The following is a 20225-nucleotide window of genomic DNA, read 5'->3' as shown; positions in this document are numbered from 1 at the left end:
CAGCGGGAAACGCCCGGCTGTTGATTCTTTACTGTCCTCGGCGGATGTTCAGACCAAGGGACTCGAACTGCTCGAACGGCTGGTGGTAGCCGCGTTCGATGTGGTGCACCCCGCGCAGCGTGGACGGCCCGTCGGCCACCGCGGCGGCCAGCACGGCGGAGAAGCCGGCCCTGATGTCGGGCAGCGTCACGTCGGCGCCCCTGAGCTGGGAGACGCCCCGCACCACCGCCGAATGCCTGGCGTTGGTGTCGTGGTAGCGGCAGGCCGGGCCGCCGAGGCACTGGTCGAAGACCTCGATCTCGCAGCCCATGCTCTTCAGCGCGGGCACGTACACCAGGCGGTTCTCGAAGACGGTCTCGTGCAGCACCGACATGCCCTGGCTCTGCGTGAACAGCACCATGAGCGGCGTCTGCCAGTCGGTCATGAACCCGGGGTGGGTGTCGGTCTGCACGGCCGCGGCGCGCAGCCCCTCGGGCGGGGCGGTGGCGCACAGGTACTCGTCGTTGATGGCGAACTGGGCGCCCATCCTGGCCAGCGTGGTGATCGCGGTCACCAGGCGGTCCTGCGGGCACCCGTGCACCCGCACCTCGCCGCCGGTGATCAGGCCCGCGACCAGGTAGGAGAACGCCTCGATGCGGTCGCCGGCCAGCCAGGTGGAGGCGCCGCGCAAGCGCTCGACGCCCTCGATCACGATCCTGCGGTCGGGCGACAGCTCGATCCTGGCGCCCATCCGCTGCAGGAACAGCGCGAGCTCCACCACCTCGGGCTCCATCGCGGCGTTCTTCACCACGGTCTTGCCCTCGGCCAGCACGGCCGACATCAGGATCGTCTCGGTCGCGCCCACGCTCGGGTACGGCAACTCCAGCCGGGTGCCGTTGAGCCGCTTGGCCTTGGCGAAGATGCCGGTGTCGCCCACCTCCACCTCGGCGCCCATCGCCCGCAGCGCCTCGACGTGGAAGTTGACCGGCCGCCGCCCGATCGGGTCGCCGCCCACCAGCGGCACGAACGCCTCCCCCGCCAGGTGCAGCAGGGGGCCCAGCATGAGGATCGGAATGCGGTTGAGCCCGGTGAACGCGTCAGGCACACGCGGCCTGATCTCGGCGCCCGGCTCGATGCGGATCTCCGTACGGCCGATCTCCACGTTGATGCCCAGGGCGGTGAGCATGTCCGCGGTGATGCCCACCTCGCCCACCTCGGGGGCGTTATGGATAGTGCTCTCGCCGCTGCCCAGCATGGCGGCCACCATGTGCTTGGACACGCCGTTCTTGGAGCCGCGCACGACGACGTCGCCTCGCAGCGGGCCAGAGGGTTCGATGTGCCAGAGCTTCTCTTCAATCACGAAGTGAGCCTAACCGGGAGATACCATCGATCTGGTTCGGACGCCGATGTGAAGGGGAGTGGCGTGGCGAGGCACATTCGCGCTTTCGCGGTCACCGTCCTCACACTCGCCGCCCTGGGGGTCCCCGCCGGGCTGGTCTGGTCCGCCCTGTCTCCCCGGCCGCCCTACCGGATCACCGACCAGGCCTCGGTGCTCGCCGATCCCGCGACGCAGACGCTCATCGCCGCCGACGGCTGGTTCGCCACCATCACCGGCGGGCTCGGCCTGGCCTGCGGCGCGCTGGGCTGGTTCCTGAGCCGCCGTCGGCAGCTCGCCGTGCTGCTCGGCCTGTGCGCCGGCGGCGTGCTCGCCTCGTTCGTGACGCTCTGGACGGGCACCACGTTCACCCTCGGCGTGGTCGCGGTGGAGGCGTCGGCCGCGCCCGGCGTCACGCTCGTCGCCGGGCCGCTCGCGCTGACGGCCGACGGCGTCCTGGTGTCCTGGCCGCTGCTCGCCGTCGGCCTGTTCGGGCTGCTCGAAGGCATGCACGGCTATCGCGAGTCGCCGCTGCGCACTCCGTACGGGATCGGCCCGGGAACGCCCGCGGCGGACCCGTACCGGATCGGTGAGCCACCGCCGCGCGGCGACTAGAGCGGCGGGCGGCGCTCGCCGAACCCCGTGGCGCGCTCGAACGCGCGCGCCACGCGCAGCACGCGGGCGTCGGCGAAGGGACGTCCGACGATCTGCACCCCGACCGGCAGCCCCGACGGCGTGAACCCGGCCGGGACCGACGCCGCCGGCGCGTGCAGGACGCTGATCCAGTAGGCCGAGCGCATCCACGTCAGGTAGTCGGGGAGCGGGACGCCGTTGATCTCGCGGACGTACGGGTCCTCGACGGGGAACGGCGGCACCTGGCTGACCGGCGCGATGAGCACGTCGTAGCGGTCGAAGAAGGCGGCCATCCGCTGGTATAGGCCGCTGCGCGCGCGCTCGGCGCGGGCCAGGTCGGCGCCGGTGACCTGACGGCCCCGCTCGACGTTCCAGGCGGTGTTGGCGCCCAGCCCCTCCAGCTCGCCGTAGGACAGCGCGTAGAACCAGGCGCGGTAGGTGCGGAAGGCGTCCTCGGCGTCCGACAGGTCGAGCTCGACCTGCTCGACGTGTGCGCCGAGCCGCTCGAACACGCCCGGCGCGGTCGCGGTGACCGCCGCGGTCGCGGCGTCCACCGGCAGCCCGCCCAGGTCGGGACTCCACGCGACGCGCAGCCCCGCCACGCCCTCCTCGGGCTCGGCGGCGAACCTCTCCATGATGGAGTACGGGGAGCGCGGGTCGAAGCCGGAGATCACCGACATCATCAGCGTCAGATCCTCGACCGTCCTGGCCATCGGCCCCTGCACCGACAAGGTGTACCAGGCGGCGGTCTCCGACGGGCTCGGCACCCGCCCCGGCGTCGGCCGCAACCCCACCACATTGCAGAACGAGGCCGGGTTGCGCAGCGAGCCGCCCATGTCGGAGCCGTCGGCCAGCGGCACCATCCCGCAGGCCAGCGCCGCCGCCGCGCCGCCGCTGCTCCCCCCGGCGGACTTCGACAGGTCGTACGGGTTGCGGGTCACCCCGAACACCTCGTTGACCGTGTGCGACCCGGTGCCGAACTCGGGCGTGTTGGTCTTGCCCACGCTGATCGCCCCGGCCTGCCGCAGCCGCCGCACGATCACGTCATCCTTGTCCGGGATGTTTCCGGAGAAGAGCGGCGAGCCGTACGTGGTGCGGATCCCGGCCGTGTCCACCAGGTCCTTGTGCGCCACCGGCACCCCGTGCAGCGGCCCCACCGGCTCCCGCGCGTCGGCGGCCACGGCCGCGGCCATCGCCCGCTCGGCCGTCAGCGTCACGATCGCGTTGACCCGGGGGTTGACCCGCTCGACCCGGTCGAGGTGGGCCTGGAGCACCTCCACCACGCTGACCTGCCGTGCCCTGATCAGGCGCGCCAGCTCGGAGGCGGTGAGGTAGTGCAGCTCGGTCATGCCGCGCCCCCGCCCCACTCGCTCCCCCGCCACGACGGCGAGGAGTCGCTGGACGACATGGAGCGGCGCCTCCGATCCGATCCGGTGTGCGCTTCGACTCTAGTGGTCCCGGCCGACACTTCGGGCGCCGGATGCGACGGCGTGCCGGACCTGCCCGCGCCGCTCCCCCCGATATCGTCGACGTCACCCACTGTGACGAAGGAGACACTGCGTGCGCGCGGAGACGGACGAGGGCTACAGCAAGGCTCTGGGCAACCGGCAGGTCCAGATGATCGCCATCGGCGGGGCGATCGGGGTGGGCCTGTTCCTCGGCGCCGGCGGCCGGCTCGCCGCCACGGGCCCGGCGCTCGTGCTGTCGTACGCCGCCGCCGGGATCGCCGCGTTCTTCGTCATGCGGGCCCTCGGCGAGCTGGTCCTCTACCGCCCCGCCTCGGGCTCCTTCGTCGAGTACGCGGGCGAGTTCGTCGGGCCGTGGGCGGCCTTCGCCAGCGGCTGGATGTACTGGATCAACTGGGCCTTCACCGGCATCGCCGAGCTGACCGCGATCGCCCTGTACGTCCACTACTGGGCGCCCGCCTTCCCCCAGTGGGTGACGGCGCTGATCGCGCTGGGCTTCGTGCTGGTGGTGAACCTGCTGTCGGTGAAGCTCTTCGGCGAGCTGGAGTTCTGGTTCGCGATGCTCAAGGTGCTGGCCATCGTCACATTCCTGGTGGTCGGGCTGGTGCTGGTGGTCGCGTCGGTGGGCCAGGCCGGGCCGCACAATCTCGTCTCCCACGGCGGGTTCTTCCCCACCGGGTTCCCGCTGGTGCTGATGAGCCTGCAGTCGGTGGTGTTCGCCTACGCCTCCATCGAGCTGGTCGGGATCACCGCGGGCGAGACCGCCCGGCCGCACGAGATCATGCCGAAGGCGATCAACGGCGTGGTGTGGCGCATCGCGATCTTCTACGTGGGCTCGGTGGTGCTGCTGTCGATGGTGCTGCCGTGGACCGCGTACGAGGCCGGCACCTCGCCGTTCGTCACGGTCTTCGCCGGCCTGGGCGTGCCGTGGGCGGCCGACGCGATGAACCTCGTGGTGATCACCGCCGCGCTGTCGTCGTGCAACTCGGGCCTGTACGCCACCGGGCGCATCCTGCGGTCGATGGCCCGCAACCGGGAGGCGCCGCGCTTCACCGGGACGCTCAGCGCCCGGCACGTGCCGATCGGCGGGATCGTGTTCACCGCCGCCATGTTCCTCGGCGGTGTGGCGCTGTTCTACTTCCTGCCAGAGCGGGCCTTCAACATCGCCACCGCCGTCGCCTCGCTCGGTGTGGTCACCACCTGGGGCACGCTGGTCTACTGCCAGCTGCGGCTGCGGAAGTCGGGGCACCGCTCGTCGTTCCCGATGCCGGGCACGCCGTACACGAACTGGCTGACGCTGGCCTTCCTGGCGCTGGTGGTGCTGCTGATGCCGTTCGCGGACGCCGACCAGCGGGTCGCCTTCTTCCTCGTCCCCGTCCTGATCGGGGCGATCGCGCTCGGCTGGCTGGTGCTCAGCCGCAGGCGCGCGGCCGCGGCGGCCGCCGCCGCGGCGACGGCGAGCCCGGCGGTCAATCCCGCCGAGTGAACGACGCGCCGGTCGCGCGGCGTCCCGGGCCGCGCGGATCTACTCTCGAAGGCGATGGCCGACGACCCGGGGGAGAGCGCGCTGGACGAGAAGACGCGAGCGGCGCGCGGGATCGCCGGACTCGCCGACCTGGCCGGAACGATCAGAAGGGCCGCGGCGACCAGGATGACCGGGGTGGCCGGGATGGTCGTCGCGGCGGCGCTCGGCGTGGCGCTGGCCCTGGCGGCGTTACCGCTCGGGCTCCCGGCCTGGCTGGGCTGCGCCGTACTCGGCGAGGTCTGTGAGGGCGGCGAGGAGCCGCCCGCGCTCCCCCGGCTGACCCGCCTGACGCCGGCGCAGGTCGCGCTCTCAGGCGGCTACGTGGCGCTCGGCGACTCCTACTCCTCGGGCGAGGGCGTCTACGTCGCCGGCGGCGCGCCGCTGAACGGCGGCGCCGACCGCTGCCACCGCGCCGAGGGCTCCTACGTCCCGCTGGTCGCGGGCGCGCACCGCTTCGGCGGCGGCACCGGCTTCTGGGCCTGCAGCGGCGCCACCACCCGCCAGATCCTGCGCGGTCAGTACGGCCAGCGCCCCCAGATCAGCCGGGTGGACGCGACGACGAGCCTGGTGACGGTGAGCGTCGGCGGCAACGACGCCGGGTTCGTCCCGGTGCTGACCGCCTGCATCGCCAAGCTGCCCTGGTCCTCGGCCTGCGTGGACCAGGAGGCCGAGGTGACGCGCCGTCTGGAGCGGTTGCGTCCCAGCCTGCGCGAGGTGCTGCGGGAGATCAGGAGCCGGGCGCCGCGGGCTCGCGTCATCGTGCTCGGCTACCCCCGGCCGTTCCCCGCCGGCCCGTCCGGCTCCGTCAGCAACCTCAGCGCCGCCGACCAGCGCTGGATCAACGCCATGACCCGGCGGCTCAACGACGTGGTGGCCACGGTGGCGGGCGAGTTCGAAAGACAGATCGTCGCCTTCGGGGCTCCGGGCAGTGTGGAGTACGTGGACGCCCACGAGGCGTTCGACGGCCACGAGGTGGGCAGCCCGCGGCCGTACGTGAACGGGCTGATGGTGGACCTCGGCGAGTTCACCGTCGAGCCGCGCAGCTTCCACCCGACGGCCGACGGCTACCGCCGCTTCGCCGAGCTCGTCAACCGCCAGATCGCCGCCGGACCGGGCCGCCCCATGAACGACTTCCGGCTCACGACGGCCGCCGTCAGCCGGTCGCGCGCTCCTCTGCCAGGTGCAGGCCCGCTTCGATGACCGCGTTCATGATCGGGGCCAGGCGCTCCTGGCCCAGTCCGGGGGCGCGCTGGGCCATCCGGGCCACCAGGTCGCGCTCGCGGGCGTGGTCGCGGCCCGCGAAGCCGCCGACGGGCTTGAGCCGCTGCACGATGCCGGCCAGCTCGGCCCGGCGCTCCAGCAGGGTCGCCAGGGCGGCGTCGACGCGGTCGATGGCCTGCCTGCACTCGGGCAGCGTGGCCGGGGCCTCGGGGCGGAGCAGGGCGCCGACGAGGGTCACGGCCTCCTCCGCCTCCTGGCGGCCCGCCGGGGTGCCGTCCACGATGAGCCCGTCCGCCCCAGCCGCCACCGCAGCCGTACAAAGACCGATATTTCCGGACACGTCGGCGAGGGCGGGGCGGCCGGACGCGGCCCGCGCGGCCCGCAGCAGGCCCAGATCCGAACGCTCGCAGAGGATCACCTGATCGTTGCCCTCCGCGACGCAGTAGTCCACCACGCCGAGCCACTCCGCCAGCGCCGCGCCGTGGCGGCGCTCCACCACCACCGGCAGCCCCAGCGCGGCCACCGCGCGCACCAGCGGGATGTCCCGCGTCCACGCCGCCCCGATCACCACGCCACGCGCCCGCGCCGCGATCACGGGCAGGTCGTCCACGCCGGCCGGCTCGGCCAGCGCGACCCCCTCGGGCAGCAGCTCGCGGGCGTCGCCGCGCTGCTCGCGCAGGCTCACCCGATCGCCGATCACCACGGCGGGCCCGCCGCCCACGCGCTGCGCGCCCAGCGCGACCACATGCCGTTCCAAGGTCGATGACATCTCGGCTCCCCACTCCGCCGGCTCCCCTTGAGCCGGCGGAAAAACCAAAAAGGCAGAGACGCGGCGTCTCTGCCTTTGCCGACTCCAGGTGGTCGCTAGCTGACGACCGGCCCTCCCGGAGCCGGCTCGGTAAACACGTAGCGACAAGTCATGTCTGCACTTTACACCTGGGCTCCACCTGCTGGACATGCTTCCCGAATGATGGACTGTCCTTGCGGCGAGTCGCCGTTGATCCCTCGCTATGGGAGTATTTCTTGGCCTAGAGGGAGGGTTTGAGGCCGTTGATGTCGGATCGCAAGCCGGACGGACGCCGCATCGCCGGTCGTTACCAGCTGCAGGAACCCATTGGCAAGGGTGGCATGGGCATCGTCTGGCGAGCCCATGACGAGCTCCTTGATCGCACTGTCGCGGTCAAGGAGGTCCGCTATGCCGCCGCTCTGGGTGACGAAGTGCAGCTGCTGAACCGGCGTACGATGCGTGAGGCGAGGGCGGCGGCCAGGTTCGAGCACCCCAACGTGATCGTCGTTCACGACGTGATCGAAGAGGACGACCGTCCCTGGATCGTCATGCAGCTCGTGGAGTCACGTTCCCTGGGAACGGTGATCAAGCAGGATGGGCCACTACCGCCACGAAAGGTGGCCAAGATCGGCCTGGCCGTGCTCGACGCCTTGCAGCGCGCGCACGAGTCGGGTGTGCTGCACCGCGACGTCAAACCCGAGAACGTGCTGCTCGCCGACGACGGCCGGGTGGTGCTGACCGACTTCGGCATCGCCACGCTGGAGACCGAGACGCAGCTGACGGTGACGGGCCTGGCGGGCACTCCGGCGTTCATCGCGCCGGAGCGGCTCAAGGGGCTGCCCGCGCGCCGCGAATCGGACCTGTGGTCGCTGGGCGCCACGCTCTACACCGCCGTCGAGGGCCGCTCCCCGCACGAGCGCGGGATGGCCCTGGCGACCATGCACGCCGTGCTGACGGACGAGCCGGATCCCGCCACCCACGCGGGACCGCTGGCCTCGGTGATCGCCGGGCTGCTGGCCAAGGAGCCGGTCCAGCGCCTGTCGTACGACGAGGCTGCGCAGTTGCTGCGCCGGGTCATCTCCTACTCCGGCGACCCGGCACCGCTTCCGCAGGAGTCCCGGGCCCCGGCGACCATGGTGCAGCCGGCGGTCGAGGACGACATGCCGACGGACCCCGACCTGGCACCGGTCAGGAGCGCCCCGCCCGTCGCCGTACTGCCGGAGACGGGGGCCCGGCTCCAGCCCGCCACCCAGGAGCCGCCGCCTCCGGGGGACCACCCGGAGACCGAGCCGAGCGGCTCCGACCGCCGGCAGGCGGTGCCCGTCATCGCCGCGGTCGCGGCGGTGGTGCTGGTCGCGGCCGTGGGCGGCTATCTCGGGCTGCGCGCGGCCCCGGACGACGGTCCCGCCGCCGACCCGCACTCGCTGGCGGTCAGCACGGGCACGTCGCAGCCCTCGTCCGGCGCCTCGGCGCCGCCGTCCGCGCCGTCGACGAAGCCCAGCGCCGAGCCCACCCCGTCACCGACCGCGGCGCCCACCGACACCCTGACTCCCACGGAGCCGAAGGCGACGGAGGCCGCCCTGCCGGCCGGCTGGAAGCTCTACAAGGACAAGAAGCTCGACTTCACCATCGCGCTGCCGAAGGGCTGGGACGAGTACAAACGCGAGGGCAGCCAGGTCTTCTTCCGCGGGCCCGGCGCGGGCTCCAACGCGTTCATGGCCGTCGACAGAGCGTCGAACCCCGGCTCCGACCCGCTGGCGGACTGGAAGAAGCAGGAGAAGTCCGCCAAGCACAACTTCGGCGGCTACCAGTTGATCGGCATCAAGAAGGTCGACTTCCACAAGGCCGCCGCCGACTGGGACTTCACCTGGAACACCAACACGGGCCCGACCAGGGTGCGCAACCGGGGGTTCATCACGGACAACGGCCGCGGCTACTCCATCTACTGGCACAACCTCAACAGCAGATGGAAGAAGGACTACCACTTCTTCGAGACCTTCTGCGCGACCTTCAAACCCGACCGGTAGGTGCGTGCGTGGACAGGCAGGTCGCGGGCCGGTACCGCCTCATCGAGCCTCTCGGTGAAGGCGGTATGGGCGTGGTCTGGCGCGCCCACGACGAGCTGCTCGACCGTCTGGTGGCGGTCAAGGAGGTCCGCTACACCGGGGTGGGCGACAAGCGACGGGCCGAGCTCAACAGCAGGACCATCAGGGAGGCGCGGGCGGCGGGCCGCCTCGACCATCCCTCGGTGATCGTCATCCACGACGTCGTCGAGGAGGACGGGCGCCCGTGGATCGTCATGCAGCTCATCCGCTCCCGGTCGCTGGCCGAGGTGATCCGCGAGAGCGGGCCGCTGCCGGTGCCGCAGGTGGCGACGATCGGCGCGCGGGTGCTCGACGCGCTGCGGGCCGCGCACGCCACCGGGGTGCTGCACCGCGACGTCAAACCCGAGAACGTGCTGCTCGCCGACGACGGCCGGGTGGTGCTGACCGACTTCGGCATCGCCACCCTGGAGACCGAGGCCGGCCTGACGGCTACCGGGGGCCTGGTGGGCACGCCCGCCTACATGCCGCCCGAGCGGCTCAACGGCGAGCCGGCCCGGCCCGAGGCGGACCTGTGGTCGCTGGGCGCGACGCTCTACGCGGCGGCGGAGGGCGCCCCGCCGTTCCGGCGGGAGTCGTGGGCGGCCACGGTGGCGGCGGTGCTGCGCGACCCGCTGGAGCCTCCGCGCAGGGCCGGGAGCCTCGCGCCGGTGATCGTCGGGCTGCTGCGGCGCGACCCGACCGCCCGGATGTCCGCGGCGCAGGCGGCCGAACTGCTGGCCGGGGCCGCCGCCGCGCCGGACAGCACGGTTCCCGTCACCCGGCCGCGCCCGCCCGGCCGGCGCCGGGGGGTCATGGTGGTCGCGGCCGCCGTGGCGGTGGTCGTGCTGGGCGCGGGCGGCGCGCTGTTCGCCAGCTGGGCGACGTCCACGCCCGGGACGGGGGTCGCGGGCCCGTCCACACCGACCCACACCCCGTCCCAGACCCCCACCACGACCACGGCACAGCCGACCAAGAAACCCACCAAGGGCCCCACTCCCGCGCCGTCCCCGCGGCTGCCCGACGGCTGGCGCTCCTACCGGAACAACGACGGGGACTTCACGATCGCCATGCCGCGCGGCTGGCGCGCCGCCAAGCACTCCACCAGGGACAGCGTCACCCTGTCGGGCCCCGGCACCACCGGCTCGATGATCGTCGAGTGGACCGTCCCGGACCAGCAGTGGACCAGCGCCGTGCGGCACTGGACGGCCCTGGAGCGGGAGCTCATCGGCTTGGGCGAATTCAAGGATTACCAGCGGATCGGCATCCGCCCGGTCGATTATCTCGGCCGGAAGGCGGCCGACTGGGAGTTCACCCGGGTGCGCGAAGGTGAGCGCATCCACGTGATCAACCGGGGCTTCCGCACCGCGGACGGCCGCTACTTCGCCCTCTACTGGGAGACGCCCCACTCCCGCTGGTCGAAGGACCGGCACTACGTCGACGCCTTCGTCGGCAGCTTCCGCGCGGAGGCCGGGACACCGTGAGCGACGGGGAGCGGGCACGCTTCTGGCGGCACCCGGCGGTGCCGGAGGTCGACCTGCTCAAGGCCCGCTACGTCACCCACCGTTTCTCCCGGCACGTGCACGACGGCTACGCCATCGGCGTCATCATCTCCGGGGTGGAGGAGTTCGAGTATCGCGGCACCACGCACCGGGCGGGCGCGGGCGAGCTGGTGCTGGTCAACCCCGACTCGGCGCACACGGGCCAGGCCGGCACCGCGGGCGGCTGGGCGTACCGCATGCTCTATCCGTCGGTGGAGGCGATCGGTGAGATCGCGACCGAGCTCGGCCTGACCTACGGCACCCCGAACTTCCCCGAGCAGGTCGTGCGCGATCCGGCGGTGGCGGCGCTGATGGACAGCGCGCACCGGGCGACCGAGCGCGGCGATGACCTGGCCGCCTCCACGATGACGCGGACGCTGTTCGCGCGGCTGCTGACCCGCTACGCCACGCCGCGCCCCGCCGTGGCGCTCGCCCCGGAGGGGGCGCGGGCGGTGCGCGCGGCGCTGGACGTGCTGCACGAGCGCCTGGTGGACCCGCCGACGCTGGAGGATCTGGCGCGGGTGGTCGGGGCCAGGCCGTTCCCGCTGCTGCGCGCGTTCAAGGAGGCGACCGGCCTGCCGCCGCACGCCTACCTCAACTCGCTGCGGGTGCGGCGGGCCCGCAGCCTCCTGCGGTCAGGGGTACGGCCCGCGCGGGTGGCCGCCGAGGTGGGCTTCACCGATCAGGCGCACCTGAGCCGCCACTTCAAACGCGTCGTCGGCGTCCCTCCGGCCGCCTACCAACGGGCCGCAGGAACGTACAAGAAATAGTCCTGACCTGGACATACCCTCGGGTGACATGGAACAGACGACATCTCGCTCCGCGGCCATCCGGGACGGCCTGGGGGTGGGCCTGGCGGTGGGATTGTCCGGGGTCGCCTTCGGCGCCGCGGCCATCACCGCGGGGCTGAGCGTGCCGCAGGCGTGCGTGCTGAGCCTGCTGGCCTTCACCGGCGCCTCCCAGTTCGCGCTCACCGGCGCGGTCGGCGCGGGCGGCGACCTGCTCTCCGCCACCTCGGGCGCGCTGCTGCTCGGTGGCCGCAACACGCTGTACGGCCTGCGGATGGCGGATGTGCTGAAGGTGAGCGGGCCGCGCAGGCTGGTGGCCGCGCACGGCGTGATCGACGAGACCACCGCCGTGGCGCTCGCCCAGCCCACCCCGGAGGCGGCCCGGGCCGGGTTCGCGACCACGTTCGGCACCCTCTACGTGACCTGGAACCTCACCACGCTCGCCGGCGCGCTCGGCACCTCCGCGCTCGGCGACCCCGGCATGCTGGGGCTCGACGTGGTGGGGCCCGCGACGTTCCTGGCCATCCTGTGGCCGCGGCTGGCGGGCAGCGCCGAGCTGCGCTGGCTGGCCGTGGGCGGCGTGGCCATCGCGCTGCTGGCCACGCCCTTCTTCCCGCCGGGGGTGCCGGTGCTGCTGTCGGCCCTGGCCGTCCTGGTGGTGCTGGCGCGATGACGCTCTGGTGGGCCATCGCGGCCGTCTGCGCGGGCTGCTACGCGCTCAAACTGGCCGGGCTCGCGGCCCCTCGCCAGGTGCTCGACCATCCCGTGGTGCGCCGCTTCGCGGAACTGGTGCCGGTGACGCTGCTGGCGGCGCTCATCGCCGTCCAGATGTTCACCCAGCAGGGCGCGCTCGCCTTCGACCCGGCCCGGACCAGCGGTCTGGCGGCCGCGGTGATCGCGTTGCTGCTGCGTGCCCCGTTCCTGGTCGTCCTGGCGGCGGCGGCTGCCACGACCGCGCTTGTCCGAGTCCTTTTGGGGTAGTCGCCCCGCATGTCCGATTCTGTGGGGATTGTTGGAGGCCGCTACCGCTTGGTGAGGACGATCGGCCGGGGCGGCATGGGCACCGTCTGGCAGGCCTATGATCAGGTGCTCGGCCGCGACGTGGCGCTCAAGGAGGTCCTCCCTCCCCCCGATCTGACCGGACCCGAACGCGACCTTTTCACCGTACGGACCTTCCGTGAGGCCAGGGCGGCCGGCCGGGTCGCCCATCCCTGCGTCGCCGCGGTGTACGACGTGCTGGAGGAGCACGGCCACCCGTGGATCGTCATGCAGCTCGTCCGCTCCCGCACCCTCGGCGAGCTGGTGCGCGACGACGGGCCGATGTTCCCCGTGGAGGTCGCGCACATCGGGCTGCAGATGCTGGAGGCGCTGCGCGCGGCCCACGCGGCGGGGGTCCTGCACCGGGACGTCAAGCCCGACAACGTGCTGCTGAGCGAGGACGGCCGGGCGGTGCTCACCGACTTCGGCATCGCCACCACCGAGGACGAGGCCCCCGTGACCAGGACGGGGGTGCTCGTCGGCACGCCTGCCTACATGGCGCCGGAGCGGGCGGCGGGCGGCCAGGCGCAGCCGGCCTCCGACCTGTGGGCGCTGGGCGTCACGCTCTACGTGGCCGTCGAGGGTCACTCCCCCTTCCACCGCGAGAACGCGCTGGCCACGCTGGGGGCGGTCATGCACGCCGAGCCGGCTCCGCTGGCCCGCGCGGGCGTGCTCGGTCCCGTCCTGCTCGGCCTGCTGCGCAAGGACCCCGCCGAACGGATGTCGCTGGACGAGGCGGAGCGGCGGCTGTCGGCGATCATCGCGGGCAACGCGCCCGAGGCGACCGGCCCGGTGCCGATGCCGGTCACGGCCCAGGGCCGGGCCACGCCGCCGGGCAAGCGCAAGCCGCCGCTGCTCGCGCTGGGCGTGGGCACGGTCATGGTGGCACTGGTGACCGGGGGCGCGGCCTGGTGGTCGCACCGGCCCGCGGAGACGAGTGCCCCACCGCCCGGGCCGGCGGTGGTGCAGTCATCACCCGGCTCCCCCCGGAGCCCGGCTCCCAGCACCGCCACCGAGACGACCCACCCGCCACCGTCCAGCACCGCCACCCGGCGCGCCGACCCATCCCCCACCGTGTACGACTCACCCCGCACGATGTACGACTCACCCCGCCGCGACGAATCGGGACCCACCGCCGAGCCGTCCAAGAAGCAGGCCCGGCCCGAGCCCACCAGGTCCACCCGCACGGAACGCGAGGAGCCCGAACGGACCACGCCGGACACCCGTGACAGTCCGGAGAACGAGGACGACGATCGTACGAAGACCCCCGGCCAGGTGGACCCGGACGACGGGAACGGGCAGGGCCAGGAGGCCCGCGAGAACCCCGGCAAGAAGCCGAAGAAGGACAAGCGGGACCGGGCCTGAGGCGTCAGGACTCCGCGCGTACGGCGTCCAGGGCCTTCTGCAGGTCGTCGGGGTAGTCGGTGCTGAACGACATCCACTCGCCGGTGGAGGGGTGCTCGAACCCGAGCGAGACCGCGTGCAGCCACTGCCTGCTGACGCCCAACCGGGCGGCGATCGTCGGGTCCGCGCCGTACATCATGTCGCCCACGCACGGGTGGCGCAGCGCGGACATGTGCACCCGGATCTGGTGGGTGCGGCCGGTCTCCAGCTTGATGTCGAGCAGCGAGGCCGCCCGGAACGCCTCGATCGTGTCGTAGTGGGTGATCGACGCCTTGCCGCCCGCGACCACCGCCCACCTGCCGTCGCCCGCCGGGTGGCGGTCGATCGGCGCGTCCACGGTGCCCCTGAACGGGTCGGGATGCCCCTGGACCAGCGCGTGATAGCGCTTGTCGACCGTACGCTCCTTGAAGGCGCGCTTGAGGTGGGAGTAGGCGTGCTCGCTCTTGGCCACCGCCATCGCGCCGGTGGTGTTGGCGTCGAGCCGGTGCACGATGCCCTGGCGCTCGGCCGCGCCGCTGGTCGCGATCGTGTGCCCGGCGCCGAGCAGGCCGCCCAGGACGGTGGGGCCGGTCCAGCCGACGGTCGGATGGGCGGCCACGCCGATCGGCTTGTTGACCACCACGATGTCGTCGTCCTCGTAGACGATGCGCATGCCCGGCACCGGCTCGGCCACCGGCATGGGGGTGCTCACCGGGGGCGGGAGCGTCACGTCGAGCCAGGCGCCCGCGTGCACCCGGTCGGACTTGGCCGGCTGCCTGCCGTCGACCAGCACCTCGCCGGCGCCGATCAGCTCGGCCGCGCGGGTGCGCGAGAACCCGAACAGTCTGGACAGCGCCGCGTCGACCCGCTCGCCTTCCAGCCCGTCGGGGACGGGGAGACTACGCTGCTCGGCCACTCTTGCCCTCCCTCGTCCCGTCAAGCTGATAACCGCGCCAGGCCAGGATGACCGCGAGGATGCCGCCGCACACGATCGCCGAGTCGGCGACGTTGAAGATCGGGAAGTAGTCGATCACCGGGAAGTTGCCCGGTAGCACCTCGACGAAGTCGACCACGTGTCCCTGGAGCTGCGTGGACCTGCCGAAGCCCGACGGGTAGCGCAGCAGCCTGTCGGTGAGGTTGCCGAGCGCGCCGCCCAGCAGCATGCCCAGCGTGATCGCCCACGGCAGACTACCCAGCTTACGCGCCGCCCGGATGATGGCGACCACCACACCGGCGGCGACGAGGGTGAGGATGAAGGTCATCCCGGTGCCGATGCTGAACGCGGCGCCCGAATTGAAGATCAGCCTGAACTGCAGCACACCGGGGATCACCACCAACGGCGGCTCACCCTCCAGCGTCTTCAGCGCCACCGTCTTGGTGATCACGTCGGACGCGTAGAGGACGGCCGCCAGCGCGGTGAGTGCGGCCAGCAGCCGGCCTCGCCGCCTGCCTACCGGCGCTCCTCCTTCTGCTTGCAGGCCACGCACAGCGTCGCCCTCGGGAACGCCTGAAGGCGCTCCTTGCCGATCGGCTTGTGGCACGATTCGCACACTCCATAAGTCCCTGCGTCGATCCTGGCGATCGCACGTTCGTTCTGCGCGACCAGGTCGCGTGCATTCAGGGTAAGGGCGATCTCGCGTTCGCGCTCATAGGTCTTGGCGCCGGCGTCCGCCTGGTCGTCGCCGGCCCCTTGAGTGACGTCTCCCGATGCGATTTCGGACTCATGGCGGAGAATGTCCGCGTTAAGCTCCTCGATCTCGCTCTGCAGCGTGCCGCGTACCTCGGCCAGCTCCTGCTTCGACCACATCGACGGTGTAGCGGTCTGCGTGACTGCCACCATGGCTGCCTCCATGCTGATCAAGGCCCTTGAATCGTGCGGGCAGCTTAGGTCTCCGATAACGGAACGGCAAACGACCCGCCGGACGGTTTACCTCTCCTGTACTATCCCGCCTCGCCCTGCTAACTCCTTCTCAGCCGACTCCATTCCCACAACTTTGTCGCCTCTGGGGGCGGGAGACGTGGAAGCCTTCCGGGCCACTCTGCGTTATGGTGTGAAGCTGCAAGGCGTTGATGGGGCCCTCCTGTGAGGGATATCACCCCGGAGCCGCCGGAAGAACGGCTCGCATCGAGCTCACTAGACCCGGCCGCACCCCGAATGGAGAGGGCCTCACCCGAGGCCAAGAAGGGTGGTACCGCGGAGCCCCACCGGCTTCGTCCCTTCACGCAAAGCCCGTCTACCGGCCTGTGACGCGTGGAGGTCCCGCCCGACATGTCTTCGCCATCTTTCCGCTCTCTTCCCGCGCAGGTCGACCTGCCCGCGCTCGAGCGCGAGGTCCTGGACCGCTGGCGGGACGGGAAGATCTTCGAACGCTCCATCGAGCAGAACGAGGGCAACCCGTCCTGGGTCTTCTACGAGGGCCCGCCCACCGCCAACGGCCTGCCCGGCGTCCACCACGTCGAGGCGCGCGTCTTCAAGGACCTGTTCCCGCGCTACAAGTCGATGCGCGGCTTCAGCGTGCCCCGCAAGGCCGGCTGGGACTGCCACGGCCTGCCCGTCGAGGTCGGCGTCGAGAAGGAGCTGGGCCTCACCGGCAAGCGCGACATCGAGGACTACGGCATCGCCGAGTTCAACGCCAAGTGCCGCTCGTCGGTGCTGCGGCACGTCGACGCCTTCGAGCAGCTCACCGAGCGGATGGGCTACTGGATCGACCTGTCGACGGCGTACCGGACCATGGACCCCGCCTACATCGAGGCCGTCTGGTGGTCGCTCAAGGTCGTCTTCGACAAGGGCCTGCTGTTCCGCGACTTCCGCATCACGCCCTACTGCCCGCGCTGCGGCACCGGCCTGTCGGACCACGAGCTGGGCCAGCCCGGCGGCTACGAGACCGTGTCCAGCCCGTCGGTGTACGTCCGCATGCCGGTGACCTCCGGGCCGCTGGCCGAGCTGGGCGCCTCCCTGCTGATCTGGACGACCACCCCCTGGACGCTGGTCTCCAACACCGCCGTCGCCGTACACCCCGACGTCACCTACGTCGCCGCGCGCACCGCGGACGGCGAGGTGCTGGTGGTGGCCGAGCCGCTGCTGCCGGTGCTCGGCGAGGACGCCACCGAGGTGGCCCGCCTCACCGGCCGTGAGCTGGAGCGCACCACCTACCAGCGGCCCTTCGACCTGGTCGACGTCCCCGACGCCCACTACGTGGTGCTCGGCGAGTACGTCACCGTCGAGGACGGCACCGGCCTGGTCCACCAGGCGCCCGCGTTCGGCGCCGACGACCTGGCCGTCATCAGGCGTTACGACATGCCGGTGATCAACCCGATCGGCCCCGACGGGCGCTTCCTCGACGACGTGCCCATGGTGGGCGGGCAGTTCTTCAAGGACGCCGACGAGGCGCTCACCGAGGACCTGCGCGGCCGTGGCCTGCTGTTCCGCGGCGGCCACTTCGACCACAGCTATCCGCACTGCTGGCGCTGCCACACGCCGCTGCTCTACTACGCGCTCCCGTCCTGGTACATCAGGACCACCGAGGTCAAGGACCAGATGCTGGCGGAGAACGCCAAGACCAACTGGTACCCCGACACGATCAAGTGGGGCCGCTTCGGCGAGTGGCTGCGCAACAACGTCGACTGGTCGCTGTCACGCTCACGCTACTGGGGCACGCCGCTGCCGCTGTGGGTGTGCACGGCCGACGAGTCCCACGTGACCTGCGTGGGCTCCCTGGCGGAGCTGGGCGCCCTGGCAGGCGAGGACCTGTCGGCGCTCGACCCGCACCGCCCGTTCGTGGACGACGTGGCCTTCCCCTGCCCGACCTGCTCGGCCGAGGCCCGCCGGGTGCCCGACGTCATCGACGCCTGGTACGACTCCGGTTCCATGCCGTTCGCCCAGTGGGGGCAGGCGGGCAAGCCCGAGGGCCTCTACCCGGCGCAGTTCATCTGCGAGGCGACCGACCAGACCCGCGGCTGGTTCTACTCGCTGATGGCCGTGGGCACGCTGGTGTTCGGCCAGTCCTCGTACGAGAACGTGCTCTGCCTCGGGCTCATCCTGGCCGAGGACGGCCGCAAGATGAGCAAGCACCTGGGCAACATCCTGGAGCCGCTGCCGCTGATGGACGAGCACGGCGCCGACGCGCTGCGCTGGTTCATGGCCTGCGGCGGCTCGCCGTGGTCGGCCCGCCGGGTCGGCCACAACGCGCTGGAAGAGATCGTCCGCAAGGTCCTGCTGACCTACTGGAACACCGCCTCCTTCTTCACCCTCTACGCCAACGCCGAGTCGTGGTCGCCCGCCCGGCTGGCCGACGCGCCCCCGGCCGCGCAGCGCCCGCTGCTCGACCGCTGGGCGCTGGCCGAGCTGCACCGCACGGTCGCCGACGTCACCGCGTCGCTGGACGAGTACGACACCCAGCGGGCCGGACGCAGGCTGGCCGAGTTCCTCGACGACCTGTCCAACTGGTACGTGCGCCGCTCGCGCCGCAGGTTCTGGCAAGGGTCGCCGGAGGCGTTCGCCACCCTGTACGAGTGCCTGGAGACGGTGACGCGGCTGATGGCGCCCTTCACGCCGTTCGTCACCGACTACCTGTGGGACGTGCTGCGCGGCTCCGACGCCCCCACCTCGGTGCACCTGACCACCTGGCCCGCCGTACGCGACGACCTGCTCGACCCGGCGCTGTCGCAGCAGATGGCCCTGGTGCGGCGGCTGGTGGAGTTGGGCCGCTCGGCTCGCGCCTCCTCCGGCGTGAAGACCCGGCAGCCGCTCGGCCGCGCCCTGGTGGGCGCGCACGACTGGCCGTCGCTGCCCGGCGAGCTGCGTGATCTCATCGCCGACGAGCTGAATGTCCTGGCGTTGCAGGACATGTCGGGCTTCAGCGCCGACCTGGTCTCCTACACCGTCAAGCCCAACTTCCGGGCGCTCGGCAAGCGGTTCGGCTCCCAGACCAAGCTGGTGGCCGCCGCCGTCGGCGCCGCCGACGCCACCACCCTGGCCCGCGCCCTGCGCTCCGGCGAGACGGTCACCGTGGAGGCAGCCGAGCTCGGCCCCGTCACGCTCGGCTCCGACGACGTGATCGTCACCGAGCAGCCGCGCTCCGGCTGGGCGGTGGAGACCGGCGCGATCGACACGGGCACCGGCGAGACGGTGGCGCTCGACCTGGAGCTCACCGACGAGCTGCGTCAGGCGGGCCTGCTGCGCGAGGTCATCCGCCTGGTGCAGGACGCCCGCAAGTCGACCGGCCTGGCCATCACCGACCGCATCGACCTGTGGTGGACCGCCGCCGGCCCCGACCTGGCGCAGGCCCTGCACTCGGGCGGCGGGCTGGTCGCGGACGAGGTCCTGGCGTCGTCCCTGACGGAGGGCGAGCAGCCCGGCCTCCCGTCCCACACGGACACCGACCTGGGCCTCACCTTCCAACTCCGCCGCGCCTGACCTCCCACGGCCGGCCGCCGTCACAGCGGCCGGCCGGGGAGTCGCCCCCACAGCCGGCCGGGGAAGTCACCCCCGGCCCGCTCATCCCCTTCCGCTGACCCCGCTCAACGTCGGTATCAGAGCTCGACGCTCTCGCCCGGCAGCAGCCGCCGGACATCGGCGTCGAGCGCCCCGGCCTCGCGCTCCAGCACACTGTCGAGCACCTTCAACCCCCACTCGTTGAGCAGCCCGTCATGGATCGCGTACGCCCGGCGCGGCCCCATCTCCCGCAGGTAGCCGACCAGATCGGGCACCGTCATCCACGGAGCCTGCCCCGGCACCAGCAGCGTCGGCACGTCGACCAGCGGCAGCGCGTCGCCAGGATGAAACACCTCACCGTCGAGAAGGAACCCGACGTTGTCCACGGGCTCGGCGTCGGGGTGACTGAAGTGATGCTTCTCCCCGACGGCCACGACCTCGAACCCGGCGACCGTCAGCACGTCCCCGTCGCCCACCACCCGCACCTGATCCCGCATTCTCGCCAGCCGCCGAGCCACCCCGGGACAGGTATAGACGGCGAACTCGGAATCAGCCGCCGCGGCCGCGTACAGACGCTCGGCCTCGAAGTGGTCGAAATGCTCATGGGTGATCAGCACCGCCTCGGCACCGGCCAGCGCCTCAGGCTCCGGCGTCATCGCCCCGGGATCGATGACGATGGCCCTGGAGTCCTTCTCCACCCGCACGCACGCATGCCCGTACTTGGTCAGTCTCACGGCCCCCATCCTGTCCCGCCGGTCACCTCCGCCTAAAGGAGATCTCCGACAGCGAACACCACCCCGAACAGACCAAGAGTGTGCCTCAACACCCGAAACCCAAGCGTTCAGGACACGAACCGCCGCCCCCGGACCACCCGCGCAACGACGAAGCGACGCAGACCGCGAGGCGGGCGATGCCGAGAACCAGCGCATGTCATGTGTAAGCAGCGCGTGTCATGTAAGCAGCGCATACCGCAG

At 71.9% G+C, this 20225-nt stretch carries 17 protein-coding genes; 10 read left to right on the top strand and 7 right to left on the bottom strand.

The genetic code is table 11. From position 1 onward, the window contains the following. Positions 1–28 precede the first annotated feature (28 nt). Positions 29–1339: a UDP-N-acetylglucosamine 1-carboxyvinyltransferase gene (gene murA, locus ACTMTF_RS02145; RefSeq protein ID WP_441108955.1), complete on the bottom strand. Its 1311-nt coding sequence runs from the start codon at positions 1337–1339 to the stop codon at positions 29–31. Positions 1340–1402: 63 nt separating this feature from the next. On the opposite strand from murA, the gene ACTMTF_RS02140 reads away from it, so the two are divergent. Further along, a complete protein-coding gene (locus ACTMTF_RS02140; protein WP_441108954.1) occupies positions 1403–1969 on the top strand; it encodes a hypothetical protein in 567 nt (188 codons plus the stop codon). On the opposite strand, the gene ACTMTF_RS02135 is transcribed toward ACTMTF_RS02140, so the two are convergent. Next, a complete protein-coding gene (locus ACTMTF_RS02135; RefSeq protein WP_441108953.1) occupies positions 1966–3336 on the bottom strand; it encodes an amidase in 1371 nt (456 codons plus the stop codon). The genes ACTMTF_RS02140 and ACTMTF_RS02135 overlap by 4 nt on opposite strands. 211 nt (positions 3337–3547) lie before the next feature. Between ACTMTF_RS02135 and ACTMTF_RS02130 the strand changes: the two genes are divergently transcribed. Both ACTMTF_RS02130 and ACTMTF_RS02125 read left to right on the top strand, forming a co-directional pair. Next, positions 3548–4939: an amino acid permease gene (locus ACTMTF_RS02130; RefSeq protein ID WP_441108952.1), complete on the top strand. Its 1392-nt coding sequence runs from the start codon at positions 3548–3550 to the stop codon at positions 4937–4939. Positions 4940–4993: 54 nt separating this feature from the next. Beyond that, positions 4994–6178: an SGNH/GDSL hydrolase family protein gene (locus ACTMTF_RS02125; RefSeq protein ID WP_441108951.1), complete on the top strand. Its 1185-nt coding sequence runs from the start codon at positions 4994–4996 to the stop codon at positions 6176–6178. Here ACTMTF_RS02125 and ACTMTF_RS02120 read toward each other — a convergent pair. Continuing rightward, on the bottom strand, positions 6132–6968 hold the full coding sequence (locus ACTMTF_RS02120) for a chorismate mutase (RefSeq protein ID WP_397000831.1): 837 nt from the start codon (positions 6966–6968) through the stop codon (positions 6132–6134). The two genes, ACTMTF_RS02125 and ACTMTF_RS02120, sit on opposite strands and share 47 nt — an antisense overlap. A gap of 284 nt (positions 6969–7252) precedes the next feature. On the opposite strand from ACTMTF_RS02120, the gene ACTMTF_RS02115 reads away from it, so the two are divergent. From ACTMTF_RS02115 to ACTMTF_RS02090, 6 genes are read left to right on the top strand one after another with little or no spacing between them, the layout of a single operon-like run. Then, positions 7253–9013, top strand: a complete 1761-nt coding sequence (locus ACTMTF_RS02115) for a protein kinase domain-containing protein (RefSeq protein WP_441108950.1) — start codon at positions 7253–7255, stop codon at positions 9011–9013. Positions 9014–9021: 8 nt separating this feature from the next. Beyond that, positions 9022–10551 carry a serine/threonine-protein kinase gene (locus ACTMTF_RS02110; RefSeq protein WP_441108949.1) on the top strand — a complete coding sequence of 510 codons (1530 nt, stop codon included), beginning with the start codon at positions 9022–9024 and terminating at the stop codon, positions 10549–10551. Continuing rightward, entirely contained in the window at positions 10548–11378 is an 831-nt protein-coding gene (locus ACTMTF_RS02105) for an AraC family ligand binding domain-containing protein (protein WP_441108948.1), read from the top strand. The genes ACTMTF_RS02110 and ACTMTF_RS02105 overlap by 4 nt, the downstream gene beginning before the upstream one ends. A 28-nt stretch (positions 11379–11406) precedes the next feature. After that, positions 11407–12069 carry an AzlC family ABC transporter permease gene (locus ACTMTF_RS02100; RefSeq protein WP_397000841.1) on the top strand — a complete coding sequence of 221 codons (663 nt, stop codon included), beginning with the start codon at positions 11407–11409 and terminating at the stop codon, positions 12067–12069. Then, the gene (locus ACTMTF_RS02095) at positions 12066–12377 is read left to right on the top strand and encodes an AzlD domain-containing protein (protein WP_397000843.1); all 312 of its coding nucleotides are present in this window, start codon (positions 12066–12068) and stop codon (positions 12375–12377) included. The genes ACTMTF_RS02100 and ACTMTF_RS02095 overlap by 4 nt, the downstream gene beginning before the upstream one ends. Positions 12378–12428: 51 nt before the next feature. Beyond that, positions 12429–13799 carry a protein kinase domain-containing protein gene (locus ACTMTF_RS02090; protein ID WP_441109811.1) on the top strand — a complete coding sequence of 457 codons (1371 nt, stop codon included), beginning with the start codon at positions 12429–12431 and terminating at the stop codon, positions 13797–13799. Positions 13800–13803: 4 nt separating this feature from the next. On the opposite strand, the gene ACTMTF_RS02085 is transcribed toward ACTMTF_RS02090, so the two are convergent. From ACTMTF_RS02085 to ACTMTF_RS02075, 3 genes are read right to left on the bottom strand one after another with little or no spacing between them, the layout of a single operon-like run. Beyond that, positions 13804–14733: an RluA family pseudouridine synthase gene (locus ACTMTF_RS02085; RefSeq protein WP_397000847.1), complete on the bottom strand. Its 930-nt coding sequence runs from the start codon at positions 14731–14733 to the stop codon at positions 13804–13806. Continuing rightward, positions 14717–15304, bottom strand: coding sequence for a signal peptidase II (locus tag ACTMTF_RS02080; protein ID WP_441108947.1), 588 nt, complete (start codon positions 15302–15304; stop codon positions 14717–14719). Before ACTMTF_RS02080 ends, ACTMTF_RS02085 begins: the two co-directional genes overlap by 17 nt. Then, the gene (locus tag ACTMTF_RS02075; protein ID WP_397000851.1) at positions 15268–15657 is read right to left on the bottom strand and encodes a TraR/DksA family transcriptional regulator; all 390 of its coding nucleotides are present in this window, start codon (positions 15655–15657) and stop codon (positions 15268–15270) included. Before ACTMTF_RS02075 ends, ACTMTF_RS02080 begins: the two co-directional genes overlap by 37 nt. Before the next feature lie 429 nt (positions 15658–16086). Between ACTMTF_RS02075 and ileS the strand changes: the two genes are divergently transcribed. Next, a complete protein-coding gene (gene ileS, locus ACTMTF_RS02070; RefSeq protein ID WP_441108946.1) occupies positions 16087–19233 on the top strand; it encodes an isoleucine--tRNA ligase in 3147 nt (1048 codons plus the stop codon). A gap of 116 nt (positions 19234–19349) precedes the next feature. Here ileS and ACTMTF_RS02065 read toward each other — a convergent pair whose 3' ends face one another. Then, a complete protein-coding gene (locus ACTMTF_RS02065) occupies positions 19350–19994 on the bottom strand; it encodes an MBL fold metallo-hydrolase (RefSeq protein WP_441108945.1) in 645 nt (214 codons plus the stop codon). Positions 19995–20225 lie beyond the last annotated feature (231 nt).

Source organism: Nonomuraea sp. ZG12 (genome assembly GCF_052068115.1).
In the GTDB taxonomy this organism is placed as follows: domain Bacteria; phylum Actinomycetota; class Actinomycetes; order Streptosporangiales; family Streptosporangiaceae; genus Nonomuraea.
Note: the sequence above shows the minus strand (reverse complement) of the source record. Positions and strands in the feature narration are given on the sequence as shown.